Raw genomic sequence first — 19,616 nt, forward strand, 5'->3', positions numbered from 1 at the left:
GCTTAAGTTTTTTCAATTTCATAATTATGAAATCTGCTTTAATATCTGCGGAATGTGGGTATCAACAGCAGAAAAATCTTTTGCAGACTCTGGGCGATCGCGCGGGGGAAGCTCAAGCTTTAGATGATCTGAGTAATACTTATATCTACCAAGGAGATGCCAAGCAAGGGAAAATACTACACGATTTAGCCCAAAAAATTAGAAAAGAAATTGGCACTCCTCAAGGAGAAGCGGCTTTTTTAGGTAACATCGGGTTAGCTTACGAATCTCAGGGACAATACCCCCAAGCAATTGAACTATATCAGCAGCAACTAGCGCTCGCCCAAAAAAATCATGATCCGGCTGCGATAGATAATTCCTATAACAGATTGGTACAGGTTTACCAGTCTCAGGGAAAATATCCACAGTTAATTGAATTGTATCAGCAGCAGTTGGCGATCGCCCGGCAAAATAAAGATGCAGTAAGCGTTGCTGATTTACTTAGCCAATTAGCAGCAGCTTACAAATCACAAGGACAATATCAGCCAGCCATAGAAATATATCAGCAGCAGTTGTTAGCAACCAGAAACATCAAAGACTCTCAGGGAGAAATGAAGTCTCTGAATAATTTGGGAGACACTTATCGCCAGAGTGGACAATACGAACCAGCCCTAGAAGTATATAAAAAGCAGTTAGCGTTGGCTACGTCCACCGCAGGCATCGCTCGCAACCAAGGCGAACAATTACAGATAGGAATAGCACTGAATAATATAGGATTAACTCTCCTGAAAGCTGGCAACCTGCCGGAAGCAGAAAAAACGTTGCTTGATGCGACAAAAGTTTGGGAATTAATCCGCAAAAAAGTAGGTAGCAACAGTATTAACTATAGTCAAGAACAAGCAGCAACTTATCGAATTTGGCAACAACTTTTGATTGCCCAAAATAAGCCAGAAGAAGCTCTAGAAATTGCAGAACGCGGTAAATCTTGGTCTATTGCCCAGCTACTAGGAATGCGCTTTTCATCTGAACCAGAATGGGCTGCTGCTAAAATTGTTCCTCGCGAAATAAATCCGCCCACAATTGCCCAAATTCGCCAAATTGCCAAACAGCAAAATGCTACATTAATTGAGTATTCAATCATTCCTGATGAAGGGTTGTATGTTTGGGTTGTGCAGCCATCAGGGGAAGTAAAGTTTCGCCGCATTGATATCAAATCTCAACCTACAATCTATCCTGTTTCTTCTCTAGCCGATGTTGTTGTGAGTATTGGCAACTTTATGGGAATCAAAGGTAAAACTGAAGCGGCAGCAAAAGCGAACATGGAAATCAAGCCATTATTGCAACTTCATCAGTTACTAATTAAACCAATTGCCGATTTGCTGCCAAAAGAAACTGCTAGTCGTCTCATATTCATTCCCCAAGAAGAACTTTCTTTAATTCCTTTCCCAGCCCTGGTTGATATCTATGGCAAATATCTCATTGAAAAACACACAATAGTCACAGTTCCAGCTATTCAAGTGTTAGCTTTAACTCACAAACAACAGAAGAATTTTTCCAGAGATAATGCGCTAGTAGTGGGCAATCCTAGTATGCCAAGAATTGCCTTATTCATTGGACAACCGCCGCAACCTTTACCACCCCTTGTAAATGCGGAACAAGAAGCCTTAGAAATTGCCGAATTGCTGAAAACTAAACCTTTGATTGCAAATCTTGCCACGAAAAAGACTGTTTTGCAACAACTACCCAAAGCAAAAGCAGTGCATCTGGGAACTTATGGGATTATAGATGGGATAAAGCGGCAAGGTATTCCAGGTGCGATCGCCCTTTCCCCCAGTGACAGCGATAGTGGAGTGTTGAGTGCCGCAGAAATTTTAGACTTAAAGCTCAAAACGACACTATTTGTGATCAGTGCCACAGAAACGAGCAAGAGTCAGATCAGCAGCGATGGAATTAGTGGTTTATCCTTGTCTCTGATTTTTGCAGGAGTTCCTAGCATAATTATGCCCCTGTGGTCATCACCGGAAGTTCCCACCGCCTCTTTCATGACTGAATTTTACAATCAGTTGAATCAGACTCACGATAAAGCACAAGCTTTACGCCAAGCAATGCTCAAAACAAAGGAACAATATCCGCATCCTAGAGATTGGGCAGGATTTATGTTAATTGGTGAGGGCAAATAAAGTCGAGCTTAGAAAGGGGAGGGTGTTGACTTTGTACGAAATTAGCTAAAAATTATCATACAATTTTTGTGTTTACCGTAGGGGCATCGGCACTGCCGTGCCCTGATGAGAACGTCAACTACGACTATTATTTTGAATGATGCATTTTGGGCGGAAAACCCTCAGAGTCAACACCCTAGTACAGTGCGGCGGAAATAAGCAGACCATTCTCAATCGCTAAAAAGCTTACTCCATATTACTTTTGACTTTTGACTTTTGACTTTTGACTTCCGCCTTGCGGTACTAGGGTGAGGGTGCATTGGTGTCAACTTAACGTGAAACCCTCTTCAAAACGTGGATTTTTAATAAACTCACTTACCATTACTTTTCGCGTCACCCCGGGATTCATCAACCCAGGTGAGTCATTAAAAGTTAGATTTTTTAATGAGTTTTTACGGTGAGGCGGCAGTGGCTGCTTGAACTGATATACTACATTGCTGTGCAGACTGCTGCTATGTATAATGCTTTTAGTTAAAAACCACAGTAAGTCTATCGCTTTATAGTATTTTAACTCCTAGCAGGAGTAATTATGTCTACTGCTATTCGCCTTACAAGAATTGCTCATGCCTGATCAATATCGCTTTGAAACCTTGCAAGTCCATGCTGGACAGGAGCCTGCTCCTGGAACTAATGCTCGCGCTGTGCCAATTTATCAAACAACTTCCTACGTTTTCAATGATGCTGATCACGGAGCTAGACTGTTTGCACTGCAAGAGTTTGGCAACATTTACACTCGGATTATGAATCCGACAACGGATGTCTTTGAAAAACGGATTGCGGCTTTGGAGGGCGGAGTCGCCGCCTTGGCTACTTCCAGTGGACAAGCAGCGCAATTTATCGCCATTAGCACGATCGCCCAAGCAGGAGATAATATTGTTTCCACTAGTTATCTTTACGGCGGCACTTATAACCAATTCAAAGTCTCTTTACCACGTTTAGGTATTGCAGTCAAGTTTGTCGAGGGAGATGAAGTTGAGAATTTCCGGCAGGCTATAGACAGCAACACCAAGGCGTTGTACGTTGAAACCATTGGCAATCCCCAATTCAACATCCCAGATTTTGCTGCCTTAGCTGACTTAGCTCACGAAAATGGTATTCCGCTGATTGTGGATAACACCTTTGGCTGTGGTGGCTATCTGAGTCGTCCCATTGAACACGGTGCAGATATCGTAGTCCAGTCCGCAACCAAATGGATTGGTGGACATGGAACTTCTATTGGTGGCGTGATTGTCGATTCGGGTAAGTTTGACTGGGGTAGTGGCAAATTTCCCCTATTTACCGAACCTGCTCCTGGCTATCATGGACTGAATTTTCAGGAGGTTTTCGGTCCAAGTGGCCCCTTTGGCAATATTGCTTTTATTATCCGAGCTAGGGTAGAAGGGTTGCGAGATTTTGGCTCTTCATTGAGTCCATTTAATGCTTTTCTGTTATTGCAAGGATTAGAAACTTTATCCTTGCGGGTAGACCGTCATGTCAGCAATGCTCTAGAGTTAGCCCAGTGGCTAGAGCAGCAACCCCAGGTAGAATGGGTTAGTTACCCTGGATTACCTCATCATCCCAATCATGAACGTGCTAAAAAGTATCTCAAACGCGGGTTTGGGGGAGTTTTGAACTTTGGGATCAAGGGAGGATTAGAGGCTGGGCGAAACTTTATTAACCATGTGAAGTTGGCGAGTCATTTGGCTAATGTTGGAGATGCGAAAACCTTGGTGATTCATCCAGCTTCAACTACCCATCAACAGTTAGATGAACAAGAGCAGATTTCTGCTGGTGTGAAACCTGACTTGGTGCGAGTGTCAGTTGGAATTGAGCATATTGATGATATCAAAGAGGATTTTGCACAAGCATTTGGGCAAGTTACAGCTTGATTTGTCAAGAGTCAAGAGTTATTATCCGCTGCTCCCCTTGGACTGAGCGTAGTCGAAGTCTGCCCCACTTCCGCCCCAAAGGAGTTCAAATGAGCTACCTGCACTTGATTTCAGCCCAAACTCAGTTCTATCAACTTCCTCGTCCTTTTAAATTGGAATCTGGTAGAGAATTAACCGGGGTTCAAGTTGCTTATCGGACTTGGGGTGAATTGAATGCAGCAGGCGACAATGCTGTGTTAGTTTGTCATGCTTTGACTGGCTCTGCTGATGTTGATGATTGGTGGGAACCTTTGTTGGGTGAAGGGAAAGCGCTTGATCCTGAGCGGGATTTGATTATCTGTAGTAATGTTTTGGGGAGTTGTTACGGTACGACTGGGCCAACGGCGATTAATTCGGAAACTGGCTTTGCTTATGGAGCTACATTTCCTAAGATGACAATCCGGGATATGGTTCACCTGCAAGCTTTGCTGCTGGAATCGCTGGGGGTGCGATCGCTGGAATTAGTCCTTGGGGGATCGCTCGGTGGTATGCAAGTATTAGAGTGGGCGTTGCTGTATCCTGAGAGAGTAAAAGCGATCGCACCAATTGCTACATCTGGTAGGCATTCTGCTTGGTGTATTGGCTTAAGTGAAGCACAACGACAAGCTATTTATGCTGATCCTCACTGGCAAGCAGGAAATTATACAGTTGAGCAGCCACCAGCGCAAGGTTTAGCTGTCGCTAGGATGATTGCCATGAATACTTACCGCGCCTGGGCTAGCTTCCAGGAGCGATTTGGGCGAGAATCTCAAGACGATCAGCAGTTTGCGATCGCTAGCTATTTACAGCACCAAGGTATAAAATTAATAGAACGTTTTGATGCCAACACTTACATCACACTCACCCAAGCGATGGATAGTCACGATGTTGGCTATCAGCGCCAGAGTTATGAATCTGCACTGCAAAGTATCCAGCAACCTGCTCTAATAGTTGGTATTAATACTGACATTCTCTACCCACCAGTCGAACAGCAAGAACTCGCAGACTTGATTCCCAATGCTCAATTGCTATGGTTGGAGTCATCCCACGGACACGATGCGTTTTTAATCGAGATGACAATATTGAATGAGTGGATTGCTAATTTTCGCAATTAGGGCATTGGGCATTGGGAGATAATTACCTAGGACTAGTACCGCAAGGCGGAAGTCAAAAGTCAAAAGTCAAAAGTCAAAAGAATTGTATTCTGGGCTTTTGCGCCATTTGAAATGGTATGTTCATTTACGCCGCGCTGTACTAGCCCTTTCAAGTTTAGGGTGTGTTAATGTTGTACCTATAAAAAAAGCTATGGACGCGATTAATCACGTCCATAGCCAAAAATTGCAGTTCCCAATTGAATTCTAAGAAGCTGCAGACTGCAATTTCTCTAATCGTGCCAGCACTTCTGTACTGTGAATAGAGGGGTTGACTTTGACAAAAGTCTCCCGCAGAATCCCTTGAGGATCGATGATAAAACTATGGCGCATGGATACAAAACCAATCCAAGAACCGTAAGTTTTACTCACAGCACCAGTCGTATCAGCCAACAGGGGAAATTTTAGCCCCTCTGAATCACAAAATTCGGCGTGGGAATCAACATCATCAGCACTAACGCCAATAATCTGAGCGTTTTTGTCTAAGTATTTGGGCAAATCTTGCTGAAAACGACGAGCTTCAATAGTGCAACCAGAGGTGAAGTCTTTCGGGTAAAAATAGAGGACTACCCACTTACCCCGCAAGTCAGAGAGGGAAATTTTGCCATCACCTGTGTTAGTTGGTAATGTGAACTCTGGCGCCGGTTGATTAATTGTTGGTAGCTTACCACCAAGTGCATTAGCCACTGGGGTAAAGTTCAACCAACTGATGAGAGCCAAACAGCTGGCAAATACTATGCTTAAAAAAGTGCGCCGGGAAATCATTGTGTAGACAAGAATCATAAATTAACATAAGTTTACAATTCTTAGTTACAGATATTATCACTCTGATTGAGATTCAGGAGGAATTTCTGTGCTTTCGATGTACTGGCTATCCAAGAGGAAAGCTCCCTTACCAAAGCGAATACCCCAATAACCACCAGGACGGCGGTCAAGGACAATCCCTTCTTCGCCGATGTGAATGACATCTGGGGGGCGGAGCATGGGCATAGGGTCTGCAGTTTTGACGTAGGGTGGTAGTGACACGACACGGACTTTACTACCAATGGCAAATTCTTGAGACATATTGCAAAAGCTAGGGTTTTGAATTAACTCATAACTCAAAACTCCTAACTTTTACTAGGGGTTAGCTAAATTTTCTATCTCTGCGTAGGCGGAGTAGGGGGAGTGGAAGAGGGAGGAAGGGGGAGAATTACTAATAATTCTCTTGACCATTGACCATTAACTATTGACCATTGACTATTAACCATCGACCACTGACCGTTAACCATTAACCATTGACTGTTGACCATGCCAATTTTAGATTTTGGATTTTGGATTTTGGATTATTTTTCGGTTCAAGCCCCGCCCCACAGAATTTTAGATTTTAAATTTTGGATTTTAGATTAAGGTTGTAAGTTGTTTGCATCCAGCAAATCGGCCCAAGCTTTACCAAAAGTGCCAGTAGACAAAGAACGCAATTTCTCAATCTCCACAATTTGAGGAACGGCTAATCCTTGTGCTTCAGCCTGGCGATCGATTAAGTCTAAAATCTGTTGTAAGCGAGGAGTGGTATTCGGGGAAGTGGCAAGGAGTGGCGTCATAGCTCGATTGGATGTGTTATTAAAGGTGCTTCATATCCCTAGCGAGTAGCTGGCTGACGGCGGGAAGCAGCATTCTTCTTGAATTCCTGTAGTTTTTGCTGTTGTTCAGCAGTTAGCACTGATTGCATCTGTTGTTTTGATGACTCCCGGATTTGCCGTATTTGGGTTTTTTGGGCTTCACTCAAATTCAAGTCAGCAAATTCCTTTCCTGGGCGTTGACCTTGTGGACGTTGTTGACCTTGTGCGCGCTGGGCTTGACGTGCTTGGAATGCAGCTTTTAACTTCGCTTTTTGTTCGTCGGTGAAAACGGCTTCAATTTGGGTGCGGGTGTTACGATTGATTTCTTGGATACGGGTTTTTTGCGCTTCAGTTAAATTGAGATTTTTCCAAGGACCTCTTTCACCTCTTGGTTTTTTGGGAGTTTCTACACCTGGTTGGGGTGAAGGTGAGCCTGTTTGTGCTTTGACTAAGAAAGGAGTCGCAGTTAAAGTCAGGGCGATCGCGCTAGCTACGATTGATAATGTTTTGAGTTTCATGGTGTACTTTGTGGTTTTTTCCTGGTTGGATGTCACCATCATAGGAACTTAGATCAAGAAGTCACATGGGGAGAAAGTCATGAATACACCCATGACTAAAGTCACAATTTATCCCTAATCAATGTGACTAGCGATCGCATATAAATTACAGTAAATCTATGATATTGCTGGAATATCTCTCAACGAAGGATTTATATCCAGATACATAAAACTAAAACTTTAATACTCCTAAAGCCAACGTATAAAATACTATGAGTCGCCCCATAAAAATTGATAATCATCCTTTTCGGTTTCTGCTTTATTTGGAGTGGGTATTATTAGCGATCGCTACGGTGACGGCTTTGCTGCCACATCATTCACCAAGATTCTCTACCAGAATTCCAGAACTGACAATTTGCAGTTTAATTATATTTGGCTTAATGGGCTTAAGATTACCTACCAGTAATCGTATTACCAAGATAATTTACACAGCTGCTGAAATCGGTTTGATTTTATTGACTGGGGTTTATGGTGGTAAAACTGCTCGCTTATTTCCTTATTTATATGTGATTTTAGTCACACGAAGTTGTCTAATTTTTAGCTTGCCTGGGCGTTTATTAGTAACAATTTTATCGTTTATTTTATTTGTGTTTACACTAATATATCGCGCACCTAGATTTCCAGTACAGCCCCAAGACCAAGAACGGTTTTGGTTTTTCACCTTGAGCTTAATTTTATTATTTGGATTAAGTTTAGTGTTTGTGCTGCTGTTGATGAATACGGTGATATCTGAGCGACAAAGTCGAGAAGAATTAGCCATTGCTAATGAAAAACTCCTACAATACGCCCACCGAATTGAAAATCAAGCAACCTTAGAAGAACGGAATCGGATTGCTCGTGAAATTCATGATTCTTTAGGACATTCACTAACTGCTTTAAATTTGCAATTAGAAACCGCTTTAAAACTTTTTCAATCCAACCCATCCAAATCTCAAACTTTTTTAGCACGGGCAAAAGAACTAGGTTCTAAAGCATTACAGGATGTACGACACTCGGTTTCTGCTATGCGTTCTCATCCTTTGCAAGAACAGTCTTTAGAACAAGCAATCTCTATTCTTGCAGAAGATTTTTACCGTTCAAAGGGAGTGCAACCAAGTTGTGAAATTAACTTAGTCTATCCTCTGCCAACTGAAATTAAAACGGCAATTTACCGCATCATCCAAGAATCGTTGACAAATATTTCTAAATATGCAACAGCAAGTGAAATTAAATTAGAATTAACTACGACTATCAATAGTCTGAGGTTAAAAATTCAGGATAATGGTAGAGGCTTTGACTTAAAGCAAAATACCACGGGTTTTGGATTGCATAGTATGCGCGATCGCACTTTAGCAGTGGGAGGTAAGTTTAATATTAACAGCGCTCCTGGTTATGGTTGTCAAATAACAGTTGATATTCCCCTAAGAAGATTGAAATTATGATTAAAGTATTATTAGTAGATGATCAAAGTTTAATCCGTCAAGGATTAAGAGCTTTATTAGAATTAGAACCAGATTTAGAAATAGTAGGAGAAGCAGAAAACGGTGAAAGCGCAATTAAATTAATTGCGGAACTACAGCCACATGTAGTGTTGATGGATATCAGAATGCCAATTATGGATGGAGTCGCCGCAACTCAAGAAATTCATCAGCGTTTTAGTGGTATTAAAGTTTTAGTATTGACGACTTTTGATGATCAAGAATATGTTACAGCCGCCTTACAAAATGGAGCAATGGGTTACTTACTCAAAGATACGCCCTCAGAAGAATTAGCTGTGGCTATTCGCGCCGTTCATAAAGGGTATACGCAACTAGGCCCAGGAATAGTGAAAAAACTTTTGACTCAGTTTTCCACTGCCACACTGACTCAGTCGCCACCCACACCACCTAGTTTAGCTGAACTGACTCCCAGAGAAAAAGAAGTTTTGCGGCTCATTGCCACAGGTGCTAGTAACCGAGAAATTTCTCAAAAACTCTACATTTCTGAAGGTACAGTGAAAAACCATGTCACAAATATTTTAAATCGGTTAAATTTGCGCGATCGTACTCAAGCAGCCATTTTTGCTAATACATTTCTATCCTACTTAGAACAGGATATCTAAACCGTAGCTTTAGGACGATGCATTATACTCCGCTTACACAACACCAGTGACTCTCCTTTGTCGCTAACGCCCAAGTAGGGAAACCCGCCCACGCAAATGGCTCCCTTAACTGTACTTCAAAAATTAAGTATGAGTCTCATATATTGTTAAACCACAAAAATTGGTAAATTAAAACACTTATCAATAGCCAAATTTTCCAGTATTTTATCTGAGAAATTCTTTGAGAACATTACATCTTACGAAAAAGTACCGAGTTTTTTGATTTAAATATACAAAATATACTTGTAATTACCCCGTTTGAGATTAATGTTACCCCAAGCATAATCAAGTTAATAAGAGTAATATTTATTTACAAAAAGACTTGATTTTTCAAACGACATCAGGGTAATAAATTAATGTCTGTGCAACAAGGAATTTTAGGCAATAGTTTAAAACTAGTTTCACCTACAGAAAATAAAAATACAGTGGAATCTTTAGCACAGCAATGGGCTAAAAAATATGTGCAGAACCTCCGGATTGACCACAAAGCTCAAGAAAGTTCTATTCCATCAAATCTGTCAGAGATAGTGTCCCCAATGGGACGCAAGAAAACCGCCCAAAAAATTATGGAATCTTTAAGAAGCGTCAGTGCTAAATCTTGGAATAAAACGGAAGCGCTACTATCAACTGAAGTCATACAACATGGCATAGATCCCAACATAATTAATCCGTGGGAAGTTGCGGCAGATTCTTTTAAGATTTACCAGAAAACCTTAGATGTGTACACTCAACAAGCGGTGTTGCGGCCTCTTTCTCAAGTTATAGAAATAGATGAGGAAAATAATCAGCTTGATGAACAGGCACTGGAAGTATATACCGAACAAGTGGCTCCTAGCAAGTTGGCTACAGTCATTGGTAAAGATATCGGAGCAATCAGAAACAAATATACAAGTCTTGATCCCAGGGTTATCGGCTTTGTAAGTATGCAGTTTCATTACACTAGTCAAATGCTCATGGAACCACTTGAGCCAATAGAGCGATCGCTAATTGGTGCATACTTTAAAGTGATTGATGATCACCTCTACATGCCATTGCAACGTGTCTATAAAGCAGCGGCTCAACACGATTATAATTCCCTAGCGCTGTCCGCAGTCCAACAACTACTACCCGTTAGTACACAAATTGCCAAGAATATTTGCCAAAGTGTCATCGAACTTTATCCTAATTACCAATCTATGTCTGGTACTTTGAGTGCCCCAGCAGTCAAAATCTCTAGCATTCGGGATGTAGAGATGTTCCAAGTATACCTGTGGCTTTGTGCCTTAGAAGGAAATATTGCCGCTATCCAACAAGAGTTATTTCCACTGTGTGTAATGCTTTATCCCAAATTAAAAGTACATTGGGAACTAATTCGCCAAATGCTACATTTCCTAGGACAGGAAATACAAAATCGTCTGACTCCTCAACAAGCTGACACCTTAATGCCATATTTTCAAGTATTGTGGCAAATGTTTTCTCCAGCAGTGTTTGCTGAACTTGGATTATAGGAGCGCAATTTCTGGAAATTATAATTGAATTTAGCTATTTATTTAAATAACTGTAGACATTCTGCTTTTAAAACGCCTTTTGTTACCTTTATATTCCTAAAAGATTTGGCAATTACCTCTTCACAAGATATATCAATTTGTGATTGATTAATTGAAATTAAGTCTTGAATGGAAGCACCGTAGATAATTTCCGAGATACCAGTCCAAATGCAAGCAGTTGCACACATAGGGCAAGGTTCGCCAGTTGTATATATGCTATAACCTTCTAAGGAGGGATTTTTCAGTTTAGCTGTTAAACTGCGAATAACATTGATTTCTGCATGGGCAGATGGATCGCTGTCTTGAATTACAGTATTATGACCTACAGCAACAACTTCGTTATTGTGAACTATCGCCGCACCATAGGGTGCATCACCTTTTTTAGCTTCCAACAATGCTAGGTGCATAAAATATTCTTGATTCATACCAACTTCGGAATTGAGCAGGGTAAAGTTTAAGAATATCGCATTGCAATTGTTATTGCTGTGAATTCGTTAAAATTGGCTAGTCTCAAATATGTTACTCACTAGAGAAAAAGCTGAATTCTATTTAAAAGATTTAGACACACCAGTAGGTAAAGCAATTAATTTAACAATTGCCGGACTGGTACTGCTCTCATCAGGAATTTTTGTTGCAGAAACTTATGATATTCCTGATTTATTCAGATTCCAGTTGAATGCAATAGATACTGCTATTTTCGTAATTTTTGCAATAGAATATATACTCCGTCTCTGGAGTGCAGAGAACAAAATTAAATATCTTCTGAGTTTTTATTCAATTATTGATTTGATAGCTATTTTGCCATTTTTCTTGGGAGAGGTAGATATCAGCTTTATTCGGTTGTTGCGGTGGTTTCGGATTTTAAGGTTAATCAGGTTTATCGATAAAAAGTTTTTATTTGGTAGCATTAGCACGGAAGATGGTGTCATATTTACCCGAATATCATTTACATTATTTGCGATTATATTTGTTTATTCTGGCTTAATTTATCAAGTTGAGCATCCAGTTAACCCTAAAGGTTTCGCTACTTTTTTGGATGCACTATACTTTTCAATTGTCACTATGACGACTGTGGGATTCGGTGATGTGACTCCGATTTCCGAATTAGGTCGCTGGCTGACAGTATTAATGATTTTAACTGGTATTGCACTGATTCCTTGGCAAGTGGGTGATTTAATTAAGCGATTGGTAAAAACTGCCAATCAGGTAGAAACGGTTTGTGCTAGTTGTGGTTTGGCTTTTCATGATGCAGATGCTGGTTTTTGTAAAAGATGTGGGACTAAGTTACCTACTATGCACATTGATTAAATGGGCTGTTATGCGGTGAATTTACGTATTAGCTTAAATGTAGTATAATTGTAATGTAGATTTTTGCTGTAAAAGTAGTAACTCATGTAATACCAATTCTGTATGAAGATGCACATAATAATACCCCCCTGTAGTCCCCCCTTGGCAAGGGGGGACGGCGATAGCCGGGGGGTGAATTATATGCAGCTTCACAAAAAAACGGTATAAATTCAACATTCTGGTTCTAATCCTCTTAATGTGTGTGGATTTTTAATGTTGAATTCTCCAAACAGGTTCACTTTAGTGATGTGCCCAGAAGGAGCAAATTTAATGGATGCCTTGCTAAATAATCCAATTGCAGATATGTATGGGCCAAATTTTCTACTGTTGTATGGCAGTATCATTATTTTGGCAGTGTTAGTCTGCGGGTGGCTGATACAAGATCCAACAAAAAACCAACCTTTGCCGTTAATTCCTCACGAACCAGATCCCTACGAAATTGCTTACTTGCGTTCGGGAGCATTAGAAGTGACAAAGGTAGCGATTTTGAATTTAATTCAAAGGAATTATTTACAAATCGCTGAAAAATTCATTAGCCAAACATCAAATCATGATGATCTGTCTGAGTTACAGCCTATAGAGCGTGAGGTTTTTGCTAGTTATTCTTCTGCTCCATCTGTAAAGTCGATGGAGTTAATAGCCCAGAAAGTACAGCAATACTGCAATCTTTATGAGGAGCAGCTACAAAATGAGCAACTGCTATCTACTCAAAAATGGCAAGAATGGAAGATTACAGTTGGCTTGATTGCGGCGACAATTATTTTTAGCCTAGGCGGTTATAAACTCGTGGTAGCTTTGGGAAAGGGACGCCATAACGTGGGTTTTTTGATTGTTATGGGTATCCTAGCGATTATCTTTATTTTATGGTTTGTGAGTAAGCGATCGCGCTTAAGTCTCCGAGGCAAAGCTTATCTACAGCAACTCCAAGAAACCTTCGCTCAGTTGCAATCAAAGATAAAGTTTAGTATACCTTCTGTATCTGACTACAATTTGGTGGTAGCTCTCTTCGGTGTTGAAGCGCTTGCAGGTACTTCCTACGACTCATACTATAAAGTGTTCTTTCCTACCGTATTCTCTAATAGAAGCAGCAAGCAAAGAGGCTCATCTGATAGCTCATGTAGTAGCAGTTCGGGGTGTAGTTCTTGCAGTAGCGGTAGTTCTTGCGGTGGCGGCTGCGGTGGCTGTGGAGGAGGTTAAGAGCAATGTTTTCTCATCTCCCGACTTTAGGAGTGGGACTGGGTTTTCGAGAACCGTTTAAAAGTGACTTGTTTCTCAACCGTCAGCAAGTGGACTTTCTCGAAATTGTTGCCGAACATTATCTAGATGCACCTTGGCAAAAACAGCAAGAATTAGAACTTTTGGCGGCTCATTTCCCGATTATTCCTCATGGGATTAATCTGTCATTAGGCAGTGCTGAAGGTTTGGATGGAGAATATTTAAGTAAACTAGCCGCACTGATTAAGCAGCTTAACCCTCCTTGGTGGAGTGAGCATATCTGCTTTACAAAAGCAGGTGGAATTGATATCGGACATTTATCACCGCTACCTTATACCAAAGAAGCTGTAGAAGTTCTTTGTCGTAACATCGCTGAGGTGCGTCGCTGGATTGATGCACCTTTGGTTCTGGAAAATATTACATACATGGTGACGCTTCCTGGTGCCGAGATGACAGAAGCCCAGTTTTTGGCGGAAGTAGTGGAACGTGCTGATTGTGGGTTGCTGTTGGATGTGACGAACCTCCACACTAATGCTGTGAACTACGGCTACGATGTGGATAACTTTCTCCAGGAATTACCTTGGGAACGTGTGGTGCAGTTGCATTTCGTTGGTGGACATTGGCATGATGGTTTGTTGATTGATAGCCATTCCCAGTTAACGCCAGTTGAGGTTTGGCAACTCATGGATGCAGTTTTGGCTAAGGTTGCAATTAAAGGCATTGTTTTAGAACGGGATGAAAACTTGCCACCGTTTGCAGAATTGGTAGGGGAAATACAACAAGCAAGGCAACTTGGTAGGAGTCATGGTAGATGGGTTTAGCACAAACACAGCAAGTTTTAGCGCAACTTTACACTAATACTGAGTTGAGAAAGCGGTTCTTTGCTCACCCGCACGCTGTTGGCGCAGAGTTGGGATTGAGTGATAGTGAAATACAGCAGTTATCGCAACTTTCTGTTCAGGAAGTCAACGTCTTTGCTAATTCTCTTAAGTGGAAGCGCTTAGGAGAAGTGCGGGAATTATTACCACGCACTGTACGGGTATTGGGTAAAAATTTTACTACTTTGTTTTGGCGCTATGCAGAAACCTATTTACCGCAGGGTATCAAGAAACATCGGAAAGATGCGATGGTCGCTCCGCGAACCGCCGAAGGCATAGCTTTTGCTAACTTCATCGAAAAAGTTGCACAAGTAGAGGGGATTGATCCTGCTTGGGTAAGTGATTTAGCGCGCTATGAAAAAACCTGGTTGTTGGTTGATGAACTGCATCGCGGCTTGCAGGTATGCTGGTTTCGTTATCCTGTTGGCTCTCTAGGGAGTACAGACGCAAACCTCAGCCAACCAACTATAGCAGTTTGGTGGCGTTTTTCAGGGCGATCCCATCTGCACCATATCCTACTACCTGCGCCAGTATACTTCTCTTCTGCGTTTTTGCGGAATGTATCATCTGACTTGAGAAGTTAATGTTGATTCGTTAAATTTTAAGAATTCCTACCTAATTCAACAGTTAGCGCTAGGATATCTATGTCTTTTTTAACAGTATAAATATGGCATCAAATTTTTACGTAAATCCAGCGGCAGGCAATGATGCTAACCCTGGTAGCCAACCAGCCCCCTTCAAAACCATTACCCGCGCCCTCAAGCTTGCCACTATCGGTACTAAGATTCAATTGGCAGACGGTAATTACAATGCCACTAGTGGTGAAGTTTTCCCCCTCACAGTTCCATCTGGCACTATTGTAGTGGGTAATGAAGCCAACAAAGGCCAGAATGTTTTAATTGAAGGCAGTGGTAGCTACCTCAGCCGGACTTTTGCGGCTCAAAATGTCACTTTCGTACTGCTCGATGGTGCAGAATTACGGGGTGTGAGTGTAAAAAATCTAGCTAGTCGTGGTACGGCTGTCTGGGTTGAATCAAGCGCACCCACTATTGCTAATAGCACCTTCACTCAATCTAAACGTGAGGGAGTCTTTGCCACTGGTGATGCTAACCCAAGCATCCTTGATAGTGTATTCTCTGAGAATGCTGCCAATGGTATTTCTATAGCTAAAAATTCCAAAGGGCAAATAAAAGGTAATACCATCTTCAAAACAGGTTTTGGTATTGCGATTAGTGATGCAGCATCACCGACACTTATAGATAATAAAATCTCCGAAAACCGCTCTGGGATAGTTGTTTCTGGAACTGCACGTCCAGTATTGCGGAATAATTACAGTGAAAAAAATACTGACGATGGTTTGACAGTAATTGCGAATGCCTTCCCAGATTTAGGTAGTGCTGATAACCCAGGGGGTAACATCCTACGCAATAACGGCAAGTTTGATTTGCAAAATGCCGGTACTAACAAGCTGATTTCTGTGGGCAATCAAATCGATCCGAAAAAAGTCACAGGAAGCTTACAGTTTGCGGATGTTTCACTACCAACGCCTACCACACCAACGCCTACCACACCAACGCCTACAACACCAACACCTACCACACCAACGCCTACCACACCAACACCAGACCCCACAGACTCCACACCAGAACCCACTCCAGACCCTACAATACCTATACCTGTACCAATCCCCACACCTACACCCACTCCGAAACCAACCCCAACCCCGATACCTACATCCAGTGACTTAACTGATATTGCTAATCATTGGGCAGCAGCATTTATTAAGGAATTAGTCAAGCAGGGGATAGTCAGTGGTTTTCCCGATCGCACTTTTAAACCCGATGCAACGATGACACGGGCACAATATGCTGCTTTAGTGGTAAAAGCTTTCAGTCCATCCTCAAATCGTGCTGCTGTCAAATTCAAAGATGTCCCAGCAGACTTTTGGGCATCTAAGGTAATTCAGCAAGCATATCAAGGTTTATTTCTCTCTGGGTTTCCTGACGGCACCTTCGCACCCAACAAAAATATCCAGCGTGTGCAAGTAATTGTCTCTCTGGTGAATGGATTGGGGTTATCTGCTGATAGTACAACCACCGTCAAATTCGACGATCAAGCCAAGATTCCTGACTATGCTAAAGATGAAGTAGCCAAAGCAATAGACAAACGAATTATTGTCAATTACCCAAATCCCAAGCAACTCAACCCTACCCGCGATGCTACACGCGCTGAGGTAGTGGCATTAGTGTATCAAGCTCTGGTAGATGCTGGCCGTGTAGCGGCGATTAACTCGCCTTATATCGTGGCTAAGTAATTACTGAAATTTGTCAGTAGGGGACTGGGAATTGGTAACGTTACTTCTAATTCCTAGCCCCCATTCTCTGTTAAAATCTGGTAAAAATAGCTGCTTTCGAGTCCCATTCAGCACCCTGACAAAATTCGTCGATCCAAGAAGCTAAACTACTAGCATTACTGGGAGGAGATGGTTTAGCTTTGTCAGGACTGTCTTGCAAGTGCATCTTTATCGGTTTGCCATCACCAGGAATCTGGATCGCCACAGTCAGTGATGAGAGGGTTTTATTATTACTAGAAACCTTACTAGCAGAGAGTGGTGGTACTGTTTTAGTTGGGCGCTTCACCTGATTCAGCATTGCTAAAGATGTTCTAGAAGGGAGTTGTGCGATCGCCCCTCGCCCAGGTTTTTGTTGACGTGGAAACCCGGAAGGCGGTTTGTCAAACGGTAGCGTCTTGGTAGAAGATTCTCGTGTAGACACAGGTTGGCGATCGCTAGTTCCTTTTACCGCAAATGTATTTGATGACACAACTTTTTCTCTGCGTGCAAAACCTTGTCCAGGCTGGAAATTATATGCAGCTTTGTCAGGAGATTCTGTCGCCGCCGTAGTCACTGCAACCGATGTCACAGAATTATCCTCAACATAAGTCTCTAAAGGAGAATCGTCGGGAATTTGGTTTGCATCTATGGAAAGTTCTGATGATGTTAGGCTTAACTCTTGATCAGGATTGAAGTTAAGACCTAGAGCCGCAACTATCTGATCGGGATTGTTATTCAAATCCAGGATAAAAGGAATTATCTGATCAAATTGCGGTTCTAAAACAGACAAAGTAGCCAAGATAAAACCAGAGGAAGGACGACGCAATCCATCATAAGTCCCCCAAACTCGCATTTTTACCAACCAAGTGCGATTTTGCTGGTAGTAACTTAGCCACTTCATTTTCAAAGATTGACGTAGCTGCTGAATGTTCATCAGATGCCTCGCTTTAGTCAACAAAGAGTGCAGAATCTATGTATTTTTAAACAGTTTTATCCCTGGGGATGAAACCGATAATAAAGCATATTTTTGACTCTTTGGCCACTTAGTAAATGCTCTTCTACCACTAGAGGTCCTTCACTATGAGCAGAGGAGGAGGCAGGGGGCAGACTTCGACTACGCTCAGTCCAAGGGGAGCAGGGAGAATAATTCTTGACAAATGACAAATGACTAATCTACCGCAAGTCCTTTTGAGGCTAGCCATTCGCGGTTGAATATCCGCGATTGATATCGTGAACCACTATCACACAAAATGGTAACAATGGTATGTCCTGGCCCTAATTGCTTGGCTAAAGCAACGGCGGCTGCAACATTAATACCTGTGGAACCACCCATTAACAGTCCATCTTTTCGCAGTAATTGATAAACCACTCGCAAAGCTTCTTGGTCATCAATCTGAATCGCATCATCAACCGGTGCGCCTTCTAGATTGGCGGTGATGCGGCTGTTACCAATGCCTTCGGTGATGGAATTACCTTCTATCTTGATTTCGCCTAGCTTGAAGTGGCTGTATATTCCGCTACCTAAGGGGTCAGCCACAACAGATTTTATCGCTGGATTTTTTTCTTTTAAATAAAGCGCTACGCCTGCAAATGTACCACCAGTACCAGTTGAGGCTGTCCAGGCATCAATTTTACCATCTGTCTGTGCCCAAATTTCTGGCCCTGTGGTTTCGTAGTGGGCAAGGCGGTTAGCTAAATTATCAAACTGATTTGCCCAAATAGCGTTGTCTAATTCGGCGGCGATTCTGCCAGATAGCTTAACGTAATTGTTGGGGTCTTTGTAGGGAACAGCGGGGACGGTGCGGACTTCTGCGCCTAATGTCGTCAGTGCGTCTATTTTTTCTTGTGACTGGGTATTAGGAATGATAATTAAACACTTATAGCCTTTGGCATTGCAAATATGTGCTAGTCCAATGCCAGTATTACCAGCAGTACCCTCAACTACTGTACCACCAGGTTTGAGTAGACCCTTTGCTTCTGCATCTTCGATGATGTAAAGTGCAGCTCGGTCTTTAACGGAACCGCCAGGATTGAGAAATTCGGCTTTGGCGAGGATTTCGCACCCTGTTTCTTCGCTAAAGCTGTTTAAACGAATTAGGGGTGTGTTGCCAATAGTGCCTACGAAGCCATTTGTGATAGTCATTTTGATGATACCTAAGTTCTCTCTATAAAAATTTTGGCTGATAACGGTAGCAGTATAGAAGTCTTGTCTAGTACTAATTCGTAATTGGTAAACTAATGGGAATTTAGTATAAGTATAAATGATGAAAACATAATACCTACCTGGCTCTTATTTTTATTCTCACGCAAGTTGAGAGTATTTCACCTATTCATCAGTTAGCAACTGATAACTGATTTGCATAAAGCAGAAATTCTACCGAGGATTTTTATAAAAAAGTAATATAAAATACATGCAAATGTGCTGAATGCGGACATCATTTTATTGTCCTAGATGGGGTGGACACCGATGGAATCTCAAAGCGATCGCCATAAAGAACTGGAACAACGCGAACGTATACTGCGTCAAAGGGAAGTTGAACTACGACTGAGGGAAATGGACTCTGAAATCCAGACTCCTAATGTATCTTTTCATCAAACTGTGCAGCATCAGCCAGAAAAAGCTGAGAAACTATGGGTAAAAAAAGTGATTTTCGCAGCGAAGCTTTTCGCTATTGGTGTGGCGGCGCTGGTTGCTGTGAAAGTAGCCTCTGCATTAGCGGGGGTAGTTATTGTCGCCTTATTAGGTTGGATGTCTTATAAATTATTTTTTGAATTTCCCAAAAACAAACCTTAATTAGAATAGAAT

Annotated in this window: 19 protein-coding genes and 1 pseudogene; 12 read left to right on the forward strand and 8 right to left on the reverse strand. The window is 41.8% G+C overall.

The window, feature by feature from the left end; all coding sequences use genetic code 11:
• The first annotated feature begins 26 nt into the window (after positions 1–26).
• From CAL7507_RS11205 to metX, 3 genes are all read left to right on the forward strand, one after another.
• Entirely contained in the window at positions 27–2,159 is a 2,133-nt protein-coding gene (locus tag CAL7507_RS11205; RefSeq protein WP_015128588.1) for a CHAT domain-containing protein, read from the forward strand.
• 602 nt (positions 2,160–2,761) lie between these two features.
• Positions 2,762–4,066: an O-acetylhomoserine aminocarboxypropyltransferase/cysteine synthase family protein gene (locus CAL7507_RS11210; RefSeq protein ID WP_015128589.1), complete on the forward strand. Its 1,305-nt coding sequence runs from the start codon at positions 2,762–2,764 to the stop codon at positions 4,064–4,066.
• An 89-nt stretch (positions 4,067–4,155) separates the two neighbouring features.
• The gene (gene metX / locus CAL7507_RS11215; protein WP_015128590.1) at positions 4,156–5,199 is read left to right on the forward strand and encodes a homoserine O-acetyltransferase; all 1,044 of its coding nucleotides are present in this window, start codon (positions 4,156–4,158) and stop codon (positions 5,197–5,199) included.
• A 243-nt stretch (positions 5,200–5,442) separates the two neighbouring features.
• Here the strand turns inward: metX and CAL7507_RS11220 are convergent, their stop codons facing one another.
• From CAL7507_RS11220 to CAL7507_RS11235, 4 genes are all read right to left on the reverse strand, one after another.
• Positions 5,443–6,000 (reverse strand): peroxiredoxin, encoded by a 558-nt coding sequence (locus tag CAL7507_RS11220; protein WP_042342076.1) that lies wholly within the window; start codon positions 5,998–6,000, stop codon positions 5,443–5,445.
• Positions 6,001–6,057: 57 nt separating this feature from the next.
• Positions 6,058–6,300: a regulatory protein SipA gene (gene sipA, locus CAL7507_RS11225; RefSeq protein WP_015128592.1), complete on the reverse strand. Its 243-nt coding sequence runs from the start codon at positions 6,298–6,300 to the stop codon at positions 6,058–6,060.
• A 320-nt stretch (positions 6,301–6,620) separates the two neighbouring features.
• Positions 6,621–6,818: a hypothetical protein gene (locus CAL7507_RS11230; RefSeq protein ID WP_015128593.1), complete on the reverse strand. Its 198-nt coding sequence runs from the start codon at positions 6,816–6,818 to the stop codon at positions 6,621–6,623.
• A gap of 38 nt (positions 6,819–6,856) precedes the next feature.
• Positions 6,857–7,354 carry a Spy/CpxP family protein refolding chaperone gene (locus CAL7507_RS11235; RefSeq protein ID WP_042341275.1) on the reverse strand — a complete coding sequence of 166 codons (498 nt, stop codon included), beginning with the start codon at positions 7,352–7,354 and terminating at the stop codon, positions 6,857–6,859.
• A 251-nt stretch (positions 7,355–7,605) separates the two neighbouring features.
• Here CAL7507_RS11235 and CAL7507_RS11240 point away from each other — a divergent pair, with 251 nt between their 5' ends.
• From CAL7507_RS11240 to CAL7507_RS11250, 3 genes are all read left to right on the forward strand, one after another.
• Entirely contained in the window at positions 7,606–8,814 is a 1,209-nt protein-coding gene (locus CAL7507_RS11240) for a sensor histidine kinase (protein ID WP_015128595.1), read from the forward strand.
• Positions 8,811–9,473, forward strand: a complete 663-nt coding sequence (locus CAL7507_RS11245) for a response regulator transcription factor (RefSeq protein WP_015128596.1) — start codon at positions 8,811–8,813, stop codon at positions 9,471–9,473. Before CAL7507_RS11240 ends, CAL7507_RS11245 begins: the two co-directional genes overlap by 4 nt.
• A 395-nt stretch (positions 9,474–9,868) precedes the next feature.
• The gene (locus CAL7507_RS11250) at positions 9,869–10,999 is read left to right on the forward strand and encodes a hypothetical protein (protein WP_015128597.1); all 1,131 of its coding nucleotides are present in this window, start codon (positions 9,869–9,871) and stop codon (positions 10,997–10,999) included.
• Positions 11,000–11,037: 38 nt separating this feature from the next.
• Here CAL7507_RS11250 and CAL7507_RS11255 read toward each other — a convergent pair whose 3' ends face one another.
• Positions 11,038–11,463 (reverse strand): nucleoside deaminase, encoded by a 426-nt coding sequence (locus CAL7507_RS11255; RefSeq protein ID WP_015128598.1) that lies wholly within the window; start codon positions 11,461–11,463, stop codon positions 11,038–11,040.
• A 91-nt stretch (positions 11,464–11,554) separates the two neighbouring features.
• On the opposite strand from CAL7507_RS11255, the gene CAL7507_RS11260 reads away from it, so the two are divergent.
• From CAL7507_RS11260 to CAL7507_RS11280, 5 genes are all read left to right on the forward strand, one after another.
• Entirely contained in the window at positions 11,555–12,346 is a 792-nt protein-coding gene (locus CAL7507_RS11260; protein WP_015128599.1) for an ion transporter, read from the forward strand.
• Positions 12,347–12,598: 252 nt separating this feature from the next.
• Entirely contained in the window at positions 12,599–13,582 is a 984-nt protein-coding gene (locus tag CAL7507_RS11265; protein ID WP_236556931.1) for a TIGR04222 domain-containing membrane protein, read from the forward strand.
• Between the two features lie 5 nt (positions 13,583–13,587).
• Positions 13,588–14,421, forward strand: a complete 834-nt coding sequence (locus CAL7507_RS11270; protein WP_015128602.1) for a DUF692 domain-containing protein — start codon at positions 13,588–13,590, stop codon at positions 14,419–14,421.
• Positions 14,412–15,062 carry a hypothetical protein gene (locus CAL7507_RS11275; protein ID WP_015128603.1) on the forward strand — a complete coding sequence of 217 codons (651 nt, stop codon included), beginning with the start codon at positions 14,412–14,414 and terminating at the stop codon, positions 15,060–15,062. Before CAL7507_RS11270 ends, CAL7507_RS11275 begins: the two co-directional genes overlap by 10 nt.
• 83 nt (positions 15,063–15,145) lie before the next feature.
• Entirely contained in the window at positions 15,146–16,792 is a 1,647-nt protein-coding gene (locus CAL7507_RS11280) for a DUF1565 domain-containing protein (protein WP_015128604.1), read from the forward strand.
• Between the two features lie 70 nt (positions 16,793–16,862).
• On the opposite strand, the gene CAL7507_RS11285 is transcribed toward CAL7507_RS11280, so the two are convergent.
• From CAL7507_RS11285 to CAL7507_RS11290, 3 genes and pseudogenes are all read right to left on the reverse strand, one after another.
• Positions 16,863–17,744 carry a DUF5331 domain-containing protein gene (locus CAL7507_RS11285; RefSeq protein ID WP_015128605.1) on the reverse strand — a complete coding sequence of 294 codons (882 nt, stop codon included), beginning with the start codon at positions 17,742–17,744 and terminating at the stop codon, positions 16,863–16,865.
• Between the two features lie 56 nt (positions 17,745–17,800).
• Positions 17,801–17,887 (reverse strand): annotated as a pseudogene (locus CAL7507_RS33030) ((2Fe-2S) ferredoxin domain-containing protein); the annotation flags it as partial.
• Between the two features lie 91 nt (positions 17,888–17,978).
• Entirely contained in the window at positions 17,979–18,953 is a 975-nt protein-coding gene (locus tag CAL7507_RS11290; RefSeq protein ID WP_015128606.1) for a cysteine synthase A, read from the reverse strand.
• Positions 18,954–19,277: 324 nt separating this feature from the next.
• Here CAL7507_RS11290 and CAL7507_RS11295 point away from each other — a divergent pair, with 324 nt between their 5' ends.
• Positions 19,278–19,604 (forward strand): hypothetical protein, encoded by a 327-nt coding sequence (locus CAL7507_RS11295; RefSeq protein ID WP_015128607.1) that lies wholly within the window; start codon positions 19,278–19,280, stop codon positions 19,602–19,604.
• The last annotated feature ends 12 nt before the right edge of the window (positions 19,605–19,616 follow it).

Origin of the sequence: Calothrix sp. PCC 7507 (assembly GCF_000316575.1) — a bacterium.
In the GTDB taxonomy this organism is placed as follows: Bacteria; Cyanobacteriota; Cyanobacteriia; order Cyanobacteriales; family Nostocaceae; genus Fortiea.